Raw genomic sequence first — 16,168 nt, 5'->3', positions numbered from 1 at the left:
AAGTGGCGGTCGGCGCCCCCGCGTCAGGGGAGGTGGCGGCGGGCCCGCAGCGCCAGGGACAGGGCCAGGACCGTCTGGGGGTCGTCCAGGTCCGTGCCCAGGAGGTCGCCGATGCGGGCCAGCCGGTTGTAGAGGGTCTGGCGGTTGAGGTGCAGTTCGCGTGCCGTCTCCGCCTTGCGGCCCGCGTGCGCCAGGTACGTCTCCAGCGTCGGCAGCAGGGGCGGGCGGGACGTCCGGTCGTGGTCCCGCAGCGGGCCGATCGCCCGCTCCACGAACGCGGCCAGGTCCTGATGGTCCCGCAGCCGCCACAGCAGCAGGTCGATGTCCAGGCGACGCGCGTCGTACCAGGGCCGGTCCGGCAGCCCCTGTGCGGCCGTCGCCGTCTCCGCCGCGTGCCGCAGGCCCGCCGACGCCGCCGCCCAGTTGCCCGCGACGCCCACCACGACGACCGGCGGGTGCCCGCCCGACGCACTGCCGGGGACCCCCACCAGTCCCGCCCGCGCCACGCCCGCCCGCAGCGCCGCGGCCACCCGGTCGGCGACCGCCGTCCGCTCCGACTCGGTACGCAGACCCAGCAGGAGCGGCACCCGGCCCTCGACGGGGCGTACGCCCAGCAGGACGGGGACGCCCACGGCGGAAAGCTCCTCCAGCACGGCGCGGGCCAGCAGCGACCAGTTGCCGGACGGCATCACATCGGACGCGAGCCGCATCACCACCGGCAGCAGCGGACCGTCACCCGGCTTGAAGCCCAGCACCCGGGCCTGCGCGGGCGCGTCGTCCGCCGTGATCCGGCCCTCCGCGAGGTCGGTGAGGAAGTCGCCCCGCCCCCGCGCCGCCAGCTCCTCCTCCTGCCGCGCCTGCATCAGCACCACCGCCAGGATGCCCGCCGCCCGCTCCGCCGCCATCCGGTGGACGGGCAGCAGCCCCCCGGACACGGCCAGGAGCACCAGGCGGGCGCGCACCGACGCGGCGCCCGGACCGCCGCCCGGCACGTCCACGAGCACCGCTCCCGTCGGCGGCCCCGCCTCCCGCGCCGCCCGCTGGCCGCGCAGCCCCTCCCACACCTGGAGCGGGTCCGGCCCCACCCCGCCGCCCGCGGCGTACAGCAGCTGGCCGTCCGCGGTCTCCAGGAACACGGGGTTGGCCGCGAAGTCGGCGAGGATGCCCAGCACCTGTGGCACCCCGCCGCCGCCCAGCAGCGCCTCCGTGCACCGCCGGTGCACGTCCTCGGCCTGCCGCAGCAGCGCGTAGTGCCCGTTGACGATCTCGGTGTGGACCTCCTCCGTGACGGACACGAAGGGCACCTCCCGGTGGAGCTGCACCAGCGGCAGGCCGGCCGCCCGCGCGGTCTCCACGATCGTCGCGGGCAGCCGGGAGAACCTCGGCCCCAGCTCCACCACCAGCGCAGCGATCCCGCGCTCCGCCAGCCGCCGCACGAACGCCCGCTGCTCGGCCGGCCGGGTACCGAGGCCCAGCCCGGTCGTCAGCAGCAGCTCGCCGCCCTTCAGCAGCGACGCGATGTTCGGCACCTCACCGGCGTGCACCCAGCGCACCGTGCGGTGCAGCCGGTCCGCGCCGGCCACCACTTCAGGGAGTCCGCCGCGCAGCCCGGGCAGCTCGAGCGCCCGCTGCACGGTGATTCCGCCCTGCTCGTTCATGGAGCTCATACGGCCGGACGCTACCCGCGTCCGTGTTTCGGGGACATCACCGGACGATGACGACGGGCGTCGCCGGGCGACAACTCGTCGTGCCGAGGGGTCATTTGCGCGACCGCCTGTCGATTGTGGCGTACGTCACGCCGGAGGAGGGTGTCCCGCCATGGCAGACAATCCCACCCCAGCAAGCCCTCAGGTGCAGCGGCTCAAGGCGAACTCCGTCGGACTCGTCGGCGTCGTCTTCATGGCGGTCGCCACCGCCGCACCGATCACCGCGATGACCGGCAACCTCCCCATCGCGGTCGGCTTCGGCAACGGCAACGGCACCGGCGCCCCGGCCGGCTACCTCTTCGCGACGCTCGTCCTCACCGTCTTCTCCGTCGGCTACGTCGCCATGGCGAAACGGATCACCGCGGCCGGCGCCTTCTACGGCTACATCTCGCACGGCCTCGGCCGGATCGCCGGCATGGCCTCCGGCATGCTCGCGGTCCTCGCGTACATCGTCTTCGAGGCCTCGATCGTCGGCGTCTTCGCCTACTTCACCAAGACGACCGTCGCCGACCAGCTGGGCGTGGACCTGCCCTGGATCGTGTACGCGGCCGCGATGCTCGCGGTGACCGCCGTCCTCGCGTACTTCGACATCAACCTCACCGCCAAGGCGCTCGGCGTGATGCTCATCGCCGAGATCGCCGTGCTGTTCGCCGTCGCCACGGCGGTGCTGCTCAATGGCGGGGGCCCGGACGGCATACCCCTGGAGCCGGTCAACCCCGCCAACGCCTTCACCGGCGCCTCCGCCGGCCTCGGCCTGTTCTTCGCCTTCTGGTCGTGGGTGGGCTTCGAGTCGACCGCGATGTACGGGGAGGAGTCCCGCGACCCCAAGCGCGTCATCCCGCGCGCCACGCTCATCTCCGTCGTCGGCGTCGGCCTCTTCTACATCTACGTCTCCTGGATGACCATCGCCGGCAACGGCCTCAAGGGCGCCGTCGAGGTGTCCGCGTCCGCGAGCCCGCTCGACCTGTTCTTCGACCCGACGCGCTCGTACATCGGCGCCTGGGCCGTCGACGCCTTCCAGTGGCTGCTGCTCACCGGCTCCTTCGCCTGCGGCATGGCCTTCCACCAGTGCGCCTCGCGCTACCTGTACGCCATCGGCCGCGAGGGCTTCCTGCACCCCGCGCTCGGCCGTACGCACGCCACGCACGGCTCGCCGTACATCGCCTCGTACGTCCAGAGCGCCATCGCCGTCGTCCTCGTCGGCGCCTTCTGGCTCGCCGGCCAGGACCCGTACATCCACCTCTACACACTGCTCGCGATCCTCGGCACCATGGCGATCCTGATCGTCCAGACCCTGTGCTCGTTCGCCGTCATCGGCTACTTCCGCAAGAACCACCCCGAGGACCGGCACTGGTTCAGGACGTTCACCGCCCCGCTGCTCGGCGGCATCGGCATGACCGCGGTCGTCGTCCTGCTGGTGCTCAACATGGAGACCGCCGCGGGCCTCGCCGCCGACTCCCTCTTCTTCACCCTCATCCCGTGGATCGTCGGCGCCGTCTTCTTCGGCGGCCTCGGCCTCGGCTTCTACCTGAAGGCCAAACAGCCCGAGCGGTACGAGATCATCGGCCGGATCGTCCTCGAGGACGCGGCCGAGCGCGATGAGCGCACGGATGAAGACCACCAGCCCGCGACCGTCTGAGGAGCACAACCATGTCCCGTACGCCCCTGATGCGCGCCCTGCGCGACATCGCCGCCCACCGCGCCGCCGCGGAGAAGCTGAACATGCCGGTGGAAGCCGTCCGCGGCTCCAGCCGCCGCGACCTGCTTCGCCGCGCCGCCGCCCTCGGCCTCGCGGCCGGTGTCGGTACGGCGGTGGCGGCCCGGCCGACGGAGGCGCACGCCGCGACGGCCCCGCGCATCGCCGTCGTCGGCGCCGGCATCGCCGGCCTCACCGCCGCCCTCACCCTTCGCGACGCGGGCCTGAACTGCACGCTGTACGAGGCCAATCCCACCCGCGTCGGCGGCCGCATGTGGACGCAGCGCGGCCACTGGGCGTACGGCCAGATCTCCGAGATCGGCGGCGAGCTGATCGACACCAGCCACAAGAAGATCCAGGAGCTCTGCCGCCGCTTCGACCTCAACCTGGAGGACTTCCTCGGCGGCGGCCCCACCGGCGCCGAGGAAGTCCTGTGGTTCGACGGCACCTACTATCCGCGCCACCAGGCCGACGAGGACTTCAAGGCGGTCTACCAGCTTCTCCACCGGGACCTCCAGGAAGCCGGCGAGGTGAAGTGGAACCAGACCACCCCCCACGGCACCGCCCTTGACACCATGTCGATATACGACTGGATCGAGAGCCGCGTACCGGGCGGGCACTCCTCACCCCTCGGGCAGTTCATCGACGTCGCGTACAACGTCGAGTACGGGGCCGACACCACCGAGCAGTCGTCCCTGGCCCTCGTCCTGCTGATGGGCTATCAGACCAATCCGGGCCACTTCAACGTGTGGGGCCTGTCCAACGAGCGCTACCACATCACCGGCGGCAACGACCAGCTCCCGAACGCCATCGCCCGCTCCCTGCCCACCGGCACCCTCCGCATGGGCTGGTCCCTGGCCGCCGTCCGCGCGAACGCCGACGGCACCCAGACCCTCACCTTCACCGAGGGCGGCACCACCCGCACGGTCACCGCCGACCACACCATCCTGTGCGTCCCGCTGCCGGTCCTCCAGCGGCTCGACCTCACCCAGGCCGGCTTCGACCCGCTCATGAAGAACCTCCTGCGGGACGCCCGCATGGGCCACTGCACCAAGCTCAACATGCAGTGCGGAACCCGCCCCTGGCGCGGCACGGGACCGTGGCCGGGCGTCTCCGCCGGGGACTGCTTCACCGACACCGACGTCCAGCAGACCTGGGACACCACCAAGATCCAGCCCGGCACGGGCGGCATCCTCATCCAGTACAACGGCGGCACCCTCGCCAAGAACCTCAGCCCCGCCGCCCCGTTCTCCACCGAGTCCGACCCGTACGTCCGCGGTCTCGCCGCCCGCCGCCTGCGCGGCATCGACGCGTTCTTCCCCGGCACGTCCAAGGCCTGGACCGGCCGCGCCCAGCTCTCCGCCTGGCACCACAACCCGTACGCCCTCGGCGCCTACTCGTACTGGCCCGTCGGCTACCTGCACCGGTACGCCGGATACGAGGGCACCGCCCAGGGCCCGCAGGGCAGGATCCACATCGGCGGCGAGCACTGCAGCTACGACTTCCAGGGCTTCATGGAGGGCGGCGCGACCGAGGGTGAGCGCGCCGCCCGGGAGGTGATCACAGCCCTGTAGGAGTCACAGGGGCGCGAGCCGGGTGCGCAGGAGGCAGAACTCGTTGCCCTCCGGATCGGCCAGGACGTGCCAGCTCTCGGCGCCGGTCTGGCCGATGTCGACGGGCCGCGCGCCGAGAGCGAGCAGCCGTTCCAGCTCGGCGTCCTGGTCGCGGTCGGTGGCGTTGACATCGATGTGCAGCGGGAGCTTTCCCGTCCGCGGCGCACTGGCCGGGCTGAGGACGAGGATGGGCTGCGGGCCGCCGAAACCGGCGTCGGGCGGGCCGATCGCGATGCTTCCGTCGGCCTCCCGTTCGAGCTCGACGTACCCGAGGACCTCGCTCCAGAACGCGGCCAGCCGGTCGGGGTCCGCGGCGTCCATGACCAGTTCACTGATGCGGCATGCCATGGCCGTCACTTTACGAGACGACGTGACGGCCGTGACGGCCGTGACGGCCGCGGACTGCCGGTGAAGGCCGGCAGCCGCCCGCCGGTCCCGCCGCAATCGATTCACGCGGCGGGACCCTGCGGCCTGTCAGCCGCCGTACGCGCCCGAGGCGGTCAGCCGCAGTGCCGTGTCGATCAGCGGCACGTGGCTGAACGCCTGCGGGAAGTTCCCGACCTGGCGCTGCAGGCGCGGATCCCACTCCTCCGCCAGCAGCCCCAGGTCGTTCCGCAGCCCCAGCAGCTTCTCGAAGAGCTTGCGCGCCTCGTCGACCCGGCCGATCATCGCCAGGTCGTCCGCCATCCAGAACGAGCAGGCCAGGAACGCGCCCTCGTCACCCGGCAGACCGTCCACGCCCTCGTCCGCGCCCTCGGTGGGGTAGCGGAGGATGAAACCGTCCTCCGTGGACAGCTCCCGCTGGATCGCCTCGATCGTGCCGATCACCCGCTTGTCGTCCGGCGGCAGGAAGCCCACCTGCGGGATCAGCAGCAGCGAGGCGTCCAGCTCCTTCGAGCCGTACGACTGCGTGAACGTGTTGCGCTCCGGGTCGTAGCCCTTCTCGCACACGTCCCGGTGGATCGTGTCGCGCAGCTCCCGCCACTTGTCCAGCGGCCCGTCCGCGTCCCCCGACTCGATCAGCTTGATCGTCCGGTCGACAGCCACCCACGCCATCACCTTGGAGTGCACGAAGTGGCGGCGCGGCCCGCGCACCTCCCAGATGCCCTCGTCCGGCTGGTCCCAGTGGTCCTCCAGGTACCGGATCAGCTTCAGCTGGAGCAGCGAGGCGTAGTCGTTGCGCGACAGGCCCGTCATGTGCGCCAGGTGCAGGGCCTCGGTGACCTCGCCGTACACATCGAGCTGGAGCTGGTTCGCCGCGCCGTTGCCGACCCGGACCGGGGCGGAGTTCTCGTACCCCGGCAGCCAGTCCAGCTCCGCCTCGCCCAGCTCGCGCTCGCCCGCGATGCCGTACATGATCTGCAGGTTCTCCGGGTCGCCGGCGACCGCGCGCAGCAGCCACTCGCGCCAGGCGCGGGCCTCCTCGCGGTAACCGGTGCGCAGCAGCGAGGACAGGGTGATCGCCGCGTCCCGCAGCCAGGTGTAGCGGTAGTCCCAGTTGCGTACGCCGCCGATGTCCTCCGGCAGGGAGGTGGTGGGCGCGGCGACGATGCCGCCCGTCGGGGCGTACGTCAGCGCCTTCAGCGTGATCAGCGAGCGGACCACGGCCTCGCGGTAGGGCCCCCGGTAGGTGCAGTGGTCGACCCACTCGCGCCAGAAGTCGGAGGTCGCCTCCAGCGCGCCCAGCGGGTCCGCCAGCGGCGGCTCCGGGTGGTGCGAGGGCTGCCAGCTGATGGTGAAGGCGACCCGGTCGCCCTCCTTGATGGTGAAGTCCGAGTACGTGGTGAGGTCCTCGCCGTGCGTCTCCACGTCGGTGTCCAGCCAGACCGAGTCGGGCCCGGCGACGGCGACCGTACGGTTGTCCACCTTGTGCACCCAGGGCACCACCCGGCCGTAGGAGAACCGCATCCGCAGCGCGGAGCGCATCCGCACCCGGCCGCTGATGCCCTCCACGATCCGCACCAGCTGCGGGGCGCCGTCACGCGGCGGCATGAAATCGGTCACGCGGACCGTGCCACGGCCCGGCGTGTCCCACTCGGATTCCAGGATCAGCGAATCACCGACGTACCGGCGCCGGTCGGCGGCGGGCGGCTCGGCGTCATCGGCGTGCGCCGGCCCGATCCGCCAGAAACCGTGCTCCTCGGTACCGAGAAGTCCTGCGAAGACGGCATGCGAATCGAAGCGGGGGAGGCACAGCCAGTCGGCCGTACCGTCCCGGCAGACCAGGGCGGCGGTCTGCATGTCTCCGATGAGTGCGTAGTCCTCGATGCGCCCGGCCACGTGCAATCTCCAGTCGAACGGCAACGTTCGCCCCGCGGGGCGCTTACTGGGGTCAGGGTCAAGGATCGCCGACGAGCACGATGTTCCCGGTGACGGGCGGGGGTGGTGCCGTTATGAGGGCCTGGCTCGGCAGCGAGTGTCCGAGCAGGATACGACGCGCTCCGGCCCTCTGTGTGATCGTCCTGGTAGAGCTGTTGAGCAGAACGGGTGACCGGCTGCCGCGCGTACCAAACCCCGTGGCGGGGTGCGATGCGGAGCGTGTCCGGACATGCGCGCACGGTAGGGGGGTGGATGCGTGGGCACGGGCCTCGCGCGCGTGCCGTCCGGTCCCGCGCGGGCGCGGCCGCCTGCCGGGGCGCGCGCCGTCCCGCGCCTTCCCCCGGCCCGTCCCCGGCCCGGCACGCGCGTGGCCGGACGCGGGCGTGCCGCGTCGCTGATACCCTGGTAGCCCGTGGACCGGTGGGCGCCGCACCTCGAATCGGCGGCCCCCGAACCGCAGCGACGGCACCCCCGGAACTCCCCGGAATCCTCCGGACCGGACGCCGGTACGCACCTCCAGACCGCGACCACGGGAGCCCCCTCTTGGCCATGCCGCCCAAATCCACGACGACCAAGCACATCTTCGTCACCGGGGGTGTCGCGTCCTCCCTCGGCAAGGGCCTGACCGCCTCCAGCCTGGGTGCGCTCCTCAAGGCCCGGGGCCTTCGGGTCACGATGCAGAAGCTCGACCCCTACCTCAACGTCGACCCGGGCACGATGAACCCGTTCCAGCACGGTGAGGTGTTCGTCACCAACGACGGCGCCGAGACCGACCTGGACATCGGCCACTACGAGCGGTTCCTCGACGTCGACCTCGACGGCTCGGCCAACGTCACCACCGGCCAGGTCTACTCGACCGTCATCGCCAAGGAGCGGCGTGGCGAGTACCTCGGCGACACCGTCCAGGTCATCCCGCACATCACCAACGAGATCAAGCACCGCATCCGCCGCATGGCGACCGACGACGTCGACGTCGTGATCACGGAGGTCGGCGGCACGGTCGGCGACATCGAGTCGCTGCCGTTCCTGGAGACCGTCCGCCAGGTCCGCCACGAGGTCGGCCGGGACAACGTCTTCGTCGTCCACATCTCGCTGCTGCCGTACATCGGCCCGTCCGGCGAGCTGAAGACCAAGCCGACCCAGCACTCCGTCGCCGCGCTGCGCAACATCGGTATCCAGCCGGACGCGATCGTGCTGCGCGCCGACCGTGACGTACCGACCGCGATCAAGCGCAAGATCTCGCTGATGTGCGACGTCGACGAGGCGGCCGTGGTCGCGGCCATCGACGCCAAGTCGATCTACGACATCCCGAAGGTGCTGCACACCGAGGGCCTGGACGCGTACGTCGTGCGCAAGCTGGACCTGCCGTTTCGCGACGTCGACTGGACCGTCTGGGAGGACCTGCTGGACCGGGTCCACAACCCCGACCACGAGGTCACGGTCGCGCTGGTCGGCAAGTACATCGACCTGCCCGACGCGTACCTGTCGGTGACCGAGGCGATGCGCGCCGGCGGTTTCGCCAACAAGGCCCGCGTCAAGGTCAAGTGGGTCACGTCCGACGACTGCAAGACGCAGGCGGGCGCGGCCAAGCAGCTCGGTGACGTCGACGCGGTCGTCATCCCCGGCGGCTTCGGCGAGCGCGGCGTCAACGGCAAGGTCGGCGCCATCCAGTACGCCCGGGAGAACAAGATCCCGCTGCTGGGCCTGTGCCTGGGCCTCCAGTGCATCGTGGTCGAGGCCGCGCGGAACCTCGCCGGCATCGCCGACGCCAACTCCACCGAGTTCGACCCGGCCACCTCCCACCCCGTCATCTCGACGATGGAGGAGCAGCTGGCGTACGTCGAGGGCGCGGGCGACCTGGGCGGAACGATGCGCCTGGGCCTGTACCCGGCGAAGCTCGCCGAGGGCTCGATCGTCCGCGAGGTCTACGGCGACCAGCCGTACGTCGACGAGCGGCACCGCCACCGCTACGAGGTGAACAACGCGTACCGCGCGGAGCTGGAGAAGAAGGCGGGCATCGTCTTCTCCGGCACGTCCCCGGACAACAAGCTCGTGGAGTACGTGGAGTACCCGCGCGAGGTGCACCCCTACCTGGTCGCCACCCAGGCGCACCCGGAGCTGCGCTCCCGCCCGACCCGGCCGCACCCGCTCTTCGCGGGCCTGGTGAAGGCAGCGGTGGAGCGCAAGACGGGCAAGTGACGCGCTAGCGATACGGTTGACCGGGGTACGGGCCTGATCAGGGCACGTGCCCCGGTTTGCTGTGCGCCTGTGCGTGTGTACGAGGGAGGACGTCTTTCATGACCATCAAGGACACGCCCGAGGAGTGGCAGGTCACCGCGACCGCCCTGCCGTTCAAGGGCAACAAGACGAGTGTCCGCACCGACGACGTGGTCATGCCGGACGGGACCGTCGTACGCCGCGACTACCAGGTCCACCCCGGCTCGGTCGCGGTGCTCGCCCTCGACGACGAGGACCGGGTCCTCGTCCTGCGCCAGTACCGCCATCCGGTGCGGCACAAGCTCTGGGAGATCCCGGCCGGCCTGCTGGACGTGCCCGGCGAGAACCCGCTGAGCGCGGCGGTGCGCGAGTTGTACGAGGAGGCGCACGTCAAGGCGGAGAGGTGGAACGTCCTCACGGACGTGTACACCACTCCGGGCGGCTGCGACGAAGCCGTACGCATCTTCCTGGCGCGCGGCCTGTCGGCGGCGGAGGGTGAGCGCTTCGAGGTCGCGGAGGAGGAGGCCGACATGGAACTCGCCCGGATCCCGCTCGACGAGCTGGTACGGGGCGTCCTGGCGGGCGCGCTCCACAACAACTGCCTGGTGGTGGGCGTCCTCTCGGTCCTCGCCGCCCGCGCGGCCGACGGCCTCGACGCCCTCCGCCCCGCCGAAGCCCTTTGGCCGGCCCGCCCCTTCGAGGCGTAGCCCCCGAGGGCCGTGTGCGGCGGCCGGCGTCGGCGACCGCGGACCCGGAGGCGGCGGGGGTACGCCGGCAGCCCAGGCGCGACGCCCGGTCTGCCCGGGCGGTTCCGGTGGCCCGGGGTGGGCCTGCGCCGTCCCGGCGCGTGCGCATGGCGGCGCGGTGGCCTGCGCCGACCCGGCGGCCCTGGCGGCTCGGACGGCCGGTGGTCCTGTGGCCCGGGTGGTCCCGTGGTCGGCGTGCGGCCGGAGGCAGTGGCGGGGGACGCGTGGCCGGGCTTGGTGGCCTGGCGTGGGCGTGCGCACGGGGGTGCGGGGGCCGGGGGCGGGTGGCCCTGAGCGCGGTGCTCCGGACACCGGAGGCCTGTGGTGCGGTCGGCCTGCCGCGCGGGCACGGACCTGGCGGACCGGGTGGCCGAGTGGGCGGCCGGCGGGGCGTGAGACCGATGGTGTGACGATCGGCTGATCCGATTGAGGGACTCGGCGGTCGTGCTCCGCGAGGTGGGTACCGGTGGCTGAACTACGCTCGGATCGCCCGCCTGGGGATCCGGCGGGATCAGCACGTGCACAGGCGGACGGGAGCGTGGCCCGTGACGGATCAGGCGGTGGAATTCGGCGGCGCGGGCGGCGCGGACCGGTCCGGTACGCGGCCCGGGGACCCGCGCCGTCGGTTCTTCGGGCGGGTGCGCGAGCTCAAGGAGCTGCGCGCCGACATCGCCCGCGCCGGGCTCGACACGCTCGCCGGGCGGCCCTCCCCGCGCGCCCGGGTGCTGCTGATCGCCGGGCGGCCGGGCAGCGGGCGGACCGCCCTCGCCGAGGAACTGGTCGGCGACCTCGCGCGTGGCTACCGCGACGGCGTACTGCGGGCCCGGCTGACCGAGCCCGGCGGCGAGCCGGTGCCCCTCGAGCGGATCGCCCGCGGGCTGCTCGACCGCCTCGCCATCCCCGCGCCCGCCGGGGCGGGCGAGGACGAGCTGACCCAGCTGCTGCGGGACACCTTCGCCGAACGCCGCGCCCTGCTCCTCCTCGACGACGCCGCGAACGCCGAGCAGGTCGACGCGCTGCTCCCCGACAACCCCGCCTGCCTCGTCGTGTGCGTCGCCCAGGGCCCGCTCACCGGCGTCCCCGACGTGCGGCCCTGCACGGTCGGCGGACTGGACGCCAAGGCCGCCATCGAACTGCTCGACAGCTTCACCGGCTCCGTACGGATCACGGTCGACCCGCAGGCCGCCGAGACGCTCACCGAGCTGTGCGGCGGCCAGCCCGCCGCCCTCGTGCTGGCCGGCGGCTGGCTCGCCGCCCGCCCCATGTCGTCCGTCGCCGACCTCACCAAGCGGCTGCGCGCCCTGCCCGACGAGCCCGACCGCCCTGTCGCCGCCCGCCCGCTGGCCCGCGCCTTCCGCCTGGCCTACGAGGCGCTGCCCGCGCCCGCCGCGCGGATGCTGCGCCTGCTCGCCCTCGCCCCGGTCGGCATCGCCGACGCCCACACCGCCTCCGCCCTGGCCGGCTGCTCGGTGTCGGCCGCCCGGTCCACGCTGGAGAGCTTCGCCGCCTTCGGGCTCGTCCACCGGGCGGAGGACGAGCAGTACGAGGTGCCCGGCTGCCTCCTGCCGCTGCTGCGGGAGCGGCTGGAGGCCGAGGACCGGCCCGCCGAGGTGCAGCTGGCCCGCGCGCGGATGCTGGAGCGGACCGTACGGCTGCTGCACTCCTGCCGCGCGGTCACCGAGCCGGAGGGCTCGCCCGCGCGGCGCAAGCTCGCCGGGCTGCCCCGCGCGCTGCGCTTCCCGACCCGCGAGGGCGCCGCCGCGTGGCTGCGCACCCGGCAGCCCGCGCTGCTGGCCGCCGCCCGGGTCGCCGTCGCCGACGGGGACCTCGACACCCTCGCCCGCCGCCTGGTCGCCGCCCTCGTCCGGGCGCTCGCCGCGCACCGGGGCACCGAGGAGGCCGCGCCCGAGCTGTACGGGCTGCACCGGCTGGTCCTGGACGTCGCCGAGCGGCGCGGGCTGCACCGCGAGCGGGCCGCCGCCCTGCTGAACCTCGCCGACCTGGACGCCCGGACCGGCCGTACGACCGACGCGCTGGCCCGTTACCGGGCCGCTCTGGACGCCGGACGGCTCGCGAACGACCCGTACGCGATCAGCCGCGCGATGGAATCCGTAGGCGGTGCCCACCAGGAGCTGGGGGACTGGCAGCGGGCCGCCGACTGGTACGGGCGGGCCCTGTCGCAGCGGCTCGCGCGCGACGAGCGCGCGGACCAGGCGCGGCTGTACGGCAGGCTCGGTGCCGTACACACCTATGAGGGCCGGTACGGCGAGGCCTTGCGGAACTGGCGCGCCGCCGCGGCCGGATATCGCCGCCTCGGCGATCTCGCGGGCCACGCACGGGCGTTGAGCGAGGCGGCCCGCGTCCAGGAGTACGCCGGGCGGCCGCAGGAGTGCCTGCGTACCTGCGAGGAGGCCGTGGAGTGGGCGCGCCGGGCCAAGGACGTGCGGCTTCTCGCGGCGCTCCAGCTGCGGCTGGCGGACACGCTCGACCGGCTCGGCGACCCCGCCGCGGCCCGGCTGCACCGGGCTGCGGCTGATCAACTGCTGGGAACCGAAGACTCTGCCTACGAAATCCGCAGTGCTTCAGCCAAAGATTAAATCTTTTCAAGGCTAGACAACGGTGGCGCCTTCAATAGACTGGGTGAGCCGCGATTGACCGCGGTGTATCCCGGTGCGTCCAGTGCATCCGGGTATGTATTGCATTGCCCCGTACCCCCAAAGCCAAGGACCGTGATCGACGTGAAGGTCGGCATCCCCCGCGAGGTCAAGAACAACGAGTTCCGGGTGGCCATCACCCCCGCCGGTGTGCACGAGCTCGTGCGCAACGGTCACCAGGTCTTCATCGAGCAGAACGCCGGTGTCGGCTCCTCGATCACGGACGACGAGTACGTCGCCGCGGGCGCGCGGATCCTGCCGACCGCCGACGAGGTGTGGGCCACCGCGGACCTGCTGCTGAAGGTCAAGGAGCCCATCGCGGAGGAGTACCACCGCCTCCGCAAGGACCAGACCCTCTTCACCTACCTGCACCTCGCCGCCTCCCGCGAGTGCACGGACGCCCTGATCGAGTCCGGCACCACCGCCATCGCGTACGAGACGGTCGAGACCGCGAACCGCGCCCTGCCGCTGCTCGCCCCGATGTCCGAGGTCGCGGGCCGCCTCGCCCCCCAGGTCGGCGCCTACCACCTGATGCGCTCGGCCGGTGGCCGCGGCGTCCTGCCGGGCGGTGTCCCGGGCACCCACGCCGGCGAGGCCGTCGTCATCGGTGGCGGCGTCTCCGGCTGGAACGCCACCCAGATCGCCGTCGGCATGGGCTTCCACGTGACCCTGCTCGACCGTGACATCAACAAGCTGCGCGAGGCCGACAAGATCTTCGGTACGAAGGTCAAGACGGTCGTCTCCAACGCCTTCGAGCTCGAGAAGGCCGTCACCGAGGCCGACCTCGTCATCGGTGCCGTCCTCATCCCCGGCGCCAAGGCCCCGAAGCTGGTCACCAACGAGCTCGTCGCCAAGATGAAGCCCGGAAGTGTCCTTGTCGACATCGCGATCGACCAGGGCGGCTGCTTCGAGGACTCCCGTCCGACCACGCACGCCGAGCCGACGTTCACCGTCCACAACTCGGTCTTCTACTGCGTCGCCAACATGCCGGGCGCGGTGCCGAACACCTCCACGTACGCGCTGACCAACGCCACGCTGCCGTACATCGTGTCGCTGGCCAACAACGGCTGGGTCGAGGCGCTGCGCCGCGACGCCGCGCTCGCCAAGGGCCTCAACACCCACGACGGCAAGGTCGTCTACAAGGAGGTCGCCGAGGCCCACGGCCTGGAGCACGTCGAACTGGGCTCGCTCATCGGCTGATTCGCCCTAGGGGCGCCCGGCCGTCAACGGGCGCCGTCAATATCACGCATCCGGCCGGACCTTGCTCGACGAGGTCCGGCCGGATGCGTGTCCGGCCATGCCCCGACGCCGGTTCAAGTCGCCTCGAACGTAACCCTTTAACCGTTTCGCACACCCGCGAAACGTGTGGATGGATGGCCGTGCGCCCTTGACAGCGAGGTGTTCCGTTGCCGACACATCGGCTCGCGTCCGGGCGATTGTGTTGCTGCGGAGCGGTGACACGCCATAGAGTCGCAAACCGTCGGCATGGTGCCACGCTGACCTATCGATAAGTTTCCTGGTCACGTCCAAGGAGGTAAGACGACTTGTGAATGAGTCGACATTTACTCCCGGGGGTGGTCACCCAGGAACGTCCGCAATGTCCGCGACGTCCGCGGCGAGCCAGGTTCCGTCCTCCGGGATCGAGGCTGTCGGCTCCGTCGCTGTCCGCACCTTCGCGACGCACCAGCACATGACGACAGCCCACACGATGAAGATGATGGACGGCCAACACGTGAACGCCATGGCCGGCAACGAGAGTGGCCGAGAGTCCACCCACTTCGCCGCCTACGACGAAGTCCCCGAGGGGCACTTCTACGACCCTGACGCCGAGTACGAGCCCGATCCGGAGTACGCGGCCACCCTCGCCCCGGACGCTGCCCGCCAGCGCCGCGAGCGGATCGGCCCCACCGGGCGGCCCCTGCCGTACTTCCCGATCCCGGGACCGCTGACCGATCACGGTCCCGCGAAGATCATCGCGATGTGCAACCAGAAGGGCGGCGTGGGCAAGACGACGTCGACCATCAACCTGGGCGCCGCGCTCGCGGAGTACGGACGGCGGGTCCTGCTCGTCGACTTCGACCCGCAGGGAGCCCTGTCGGTCGGTCTCGGCGTGAACCCGATGGAGCTCGACCTCACCGTCTACAACCTGCTCATGGAGCGGGGCATGTCGGCGGACGAGGTCCTGCTGAAGACCGCCGTGCCCAACATGGACCTGCTGCCCAGCAATATCGATTTGTCAGCCGCCGAAGTGCAGTTGGTGAGCGAGGTCGCGCGCGAGTCCACGCTGCAGCGGGCGCTCAAGCCGCTGCTGAACGACTACGACTACATCGTGATCGACTGTCAGCCCTCGCTCGGTCTGCTGACCGTGAACGCGCTGACGGCCGCTCACAAGGTGATAGTGCCGCTGGAATGCGAGTTCTTCGCGCTGCGTGGCGTCGCGCTGCTGACCGAGACCATCGAGAAGGTCCAGGAGCGGCTCAACCCGGAGCTGGAGCTCGACGGCATCCTCGCCACGATGTACGACTCGCGCACGGTGCACAGCCGTGAGGTGCTCGCGCGGGTGGTCGAGGCCTTCGACGACCACGTGTACCACACGGTGATCGGCCGGACCGTGCGCTTCCCCGAGACCACGGTCGCGGGTGAGCCGATCACCACGTACGCCTCGAACTCGGTCGGTGCGGCCGCCTACCGCCAGCTCGCCAGGGAGGTGCTCGCCCGGTGTCACGCCGAGTGAGTCTGCCCGGTGCCGACGAGCTGTTCCGTACGACGGGGGGCATGGCGCTGCAGTCCTCCACGCCGCGCCGCCAGAACGGTGAGCCGCGGGTGCCGGCGCCGGCGGGCGAGAGCGACCCGTCGGCCCCGGCCTCGGCGCCCGCCTCGGCGCCCGAGGAGCACTCGGCCGCCGAGGCGGACGCGGCGGAGCCCCGCAGCCGCGAGGCGGAGCCCGCCCCCGCGAAGCCCGCTCCGGCGCGGCGCCGCGGCCGCGCGGCGAACCGGCGGCCCAGCGGGCGCGAACGCCACGACGAGAAGATCACGGTGTACGTCTCCGCCGAGGAGCTCATGGACCTGGAGCACGCGCGCCTGGTCCTGCGCGGCGAGCACGGCCTGGCCGTGGACCGCGGGCGGATCGTCCGCGAGGCGGTCGCCGTGGTGCTGGCCGACCTGGAGTCCCGGGGCGACGCGAGCATCCTCGTGCGGCGCCTGCGCGGGCGCTGAC

Annotated in this window: 11 protein-coding genes; 8 read left to right on the top strand and 3 right to left on the bottom strand. The window is 72.0% G+C overall.

All coding sequences use genetic code 11. The annotated features are described in order from the left end of the window. Positions 1-23 precede the first annotated feature (23 nt). Complete coding sequence (locus AMK26_RS30680; RefSeq protein WP_073758706.1) at positions 24-1,658, bottom strand: PucR family transcriptional regulator; 1,635 nt, start codon at positions 1,656-1,658, stop codon at positions 24-26. A gap of 160 nt (positions 1,659-1,818) precedes the next feature. Between AMK26_RS30680 and AMK26_RS30675 the strand changes: the two genes are divergently transcribed. Beyond that, a complete protein-coding gene (locus AMK26_RS30675; protein ID WP_073758603.1) occupies positions 1,819-3,345 on the top strand; it encodes an APC family permease in 1,527 nt (508 codons plus the stop codon). Between the two features lie 11 nt (positions 3,346-3,356). Then, positions 3,357-4,976: a flavin monoamine oxidase family protein gene (locus tag AMK26_RS30670; protein ID WP_073758601.1), complete on the top strand. Its 1,620-nt coding sequence runs from the start codon at positions 3,357-3,359 to the stop codon at positions 4,974-4,976. Between the two features lie 3 nt (positions 4,977-4,979). Here AMK26_RS30670 and AMK26_RS30665 read toward each other — a convergent pair whose 3' ends face one another. Both AMK26_RS30665 and AMK26_RS30660 read right to left on the bottom strand, forming a co-directional pair. Further along, on the bottom strand, positions 4,980-5,363 hold the full coding sequence (locus tag AMK26_RS30665) for a VOC family protein (protein ID WP_073758599.1): 384 nt from the start codon (positions 5,361-5,363) through the stop codon (positions 4,980-4,982). A 126-nt stretch (positions 5,364-5,489) separates the two neighbouring features. Further along, positions 5,490-7,295: a glycoside hydrolase family 15 protein gene (locus AMK26_RS30660; protein ID WP_073758597.1), complete on the bottom strand. Its 1,806-nt coding sequence runs from the start codon at positions 7,293-7,295 to the stop codon at positions 5,490-5,492. Positions 7,296-7,883: 588 nt separating this feature from the next. Here AMK26_RS30660 and AMK26_RS30655 point away from each other — a divergent pair. From AMK26_RS30655 to AMK26_RS30630, 6 genes are all read left to right on the top strand, one after another. Next, positions 7,884-9,533, top strand: a complete 1,650-nt coding sequence (locus tag AMK26_RS30655) for a CTP synthase (protein ID WP_073758595.1) — start codon at positions 7,884-7,886, stop codon at positions 9,531-9,533. 98 nt (positions 9,534-9,631) lie between these two features. Then, the gene (locus tag AMK26_RS30650; RefSeq protein ID WP_073758593.1) at positions 9,632-10,258 is read left to right on the top strand and encodes an NUDIX domain-containing protein; all 627 of its coding nucleotides are present in this window, start codon (positions 9,632-9,634) and stop codon (positions 10,256-10,258) included. A 584-nt stretch (positions 10,259-10,842) separates the two neighbouring features. Beyond that, on the top strand, positions 10,843-12,894 hold the full coding sequence (locus AMK26_RS30645; RefSeq protein WP_073758591.1) for a tetratricopeptide repeat protein: 2,052 nt from the start codon (positions 10,843-10,845) through the stop codon (positions 12,892-12,894). A gap of 141 nt (positions 12,895-13,035) precedes the next feature. Continuing rightward, positions 13,036-14,151 carry an alanine dehydrogenase gene (ald, locus tag AMK26_RS30640; protein WP_073758704.1) on the top strand — a complete coding sequence of 372 codons (1,116 nt, stop codon included), beginning with the start codon at positions 13,036-13,038 and terminating at the stop codon, positions 14,149-14,151. 397 nt (positions 14,152-14,548) lie between these two features. Then, positions 14,549-15,685 (top strand): ParA family protein, encoded by a 1,137-nt coding sequence (locus AMK26_RS30635; RefSeq protein WP_073758589.1) that lies wholly within the window; start codon positions 14,549-14,551, stop codon positions 15,683-15,685. After that, positions 15,670-16,167 (top strand): hypothetical protein, encoded by a 498-nt coding sequence (locus tag AMK26_RS30630; RefSeq protein WP_198944202.1) that lies wholly within the window; start codon positions 15,670-15,672, stop codon positions 16,165-16,167. Before AMK26_RS30635 ends, AMK26_RS30630 begins: the two co-directional genes overlap by 16 nt. Position 16,168: the final 1 nt, after the last annotated feature.

The sequence above is a fragment of the Streptomyces sp. CB03234 genome, from assembly GCF_001905885.1.
Taxonomy (GTDB): Bacteria; Actinomycetota; Actinomycetes; order Streptomycetales; family Streptomycetaceae; genus Streptomyces.
The sequence above is the reverse complement of the archived record's forward strand: the minus strand, read 5'-3'. Positions and strand labels throughout refer to the sequence as shown.

Coding starts and splice junctions, on each gene's coding strand:
- AMK26_RS30680 (WP_073758706.1), bottom strand. CDS start 1,658: ATGAACGAGCAGGGCGGAATCACCGTGCAGCGGGCGCTCGAGCTGCCC.
- AMK26_RS30675 (WP_073758603.1), top strand. CDS start 1,819: ATGGCAGACAATCCCACCCCAGCAAGCCCTCAGGTGCAGCGGCTCAAG.
- AMK26_RS30670 (WP_073758601.1), top strand. CDS start 3,357: ATGTCCCGTACGCCCCTGATGCGCGCCCTGCGCGACATCGCCGCCCAC.
- AMK26_RS30665 (WP_073758599.1), bottom strand. CDS start 5,363: ATGGCATGCCGCATCAGTGAACTGGTCATGGACGCCGCGGACCCCGAC.
- AMK26_RS30655 (WP_073758595.1), top strand. CDS start 7,884: ATGCCGCCCAAATCCACGACGACCAAGCACATCTTCGTCACCGGGGGT.
- AMK26_RS30650 (WP_073758593.1), top strand. CDS start 9,632: ATGACCATCAAGGACACGCCCGAGGAGTGGCAGGTCACCGCGACCGCC.
- AMK26_RS30635 (WP_073758589.1), top strand. CDS start 14,549: ATGTCCGCGACGTCCGCGGCGAGCCAGGTTCCGTCCTCCGGGATCGAG.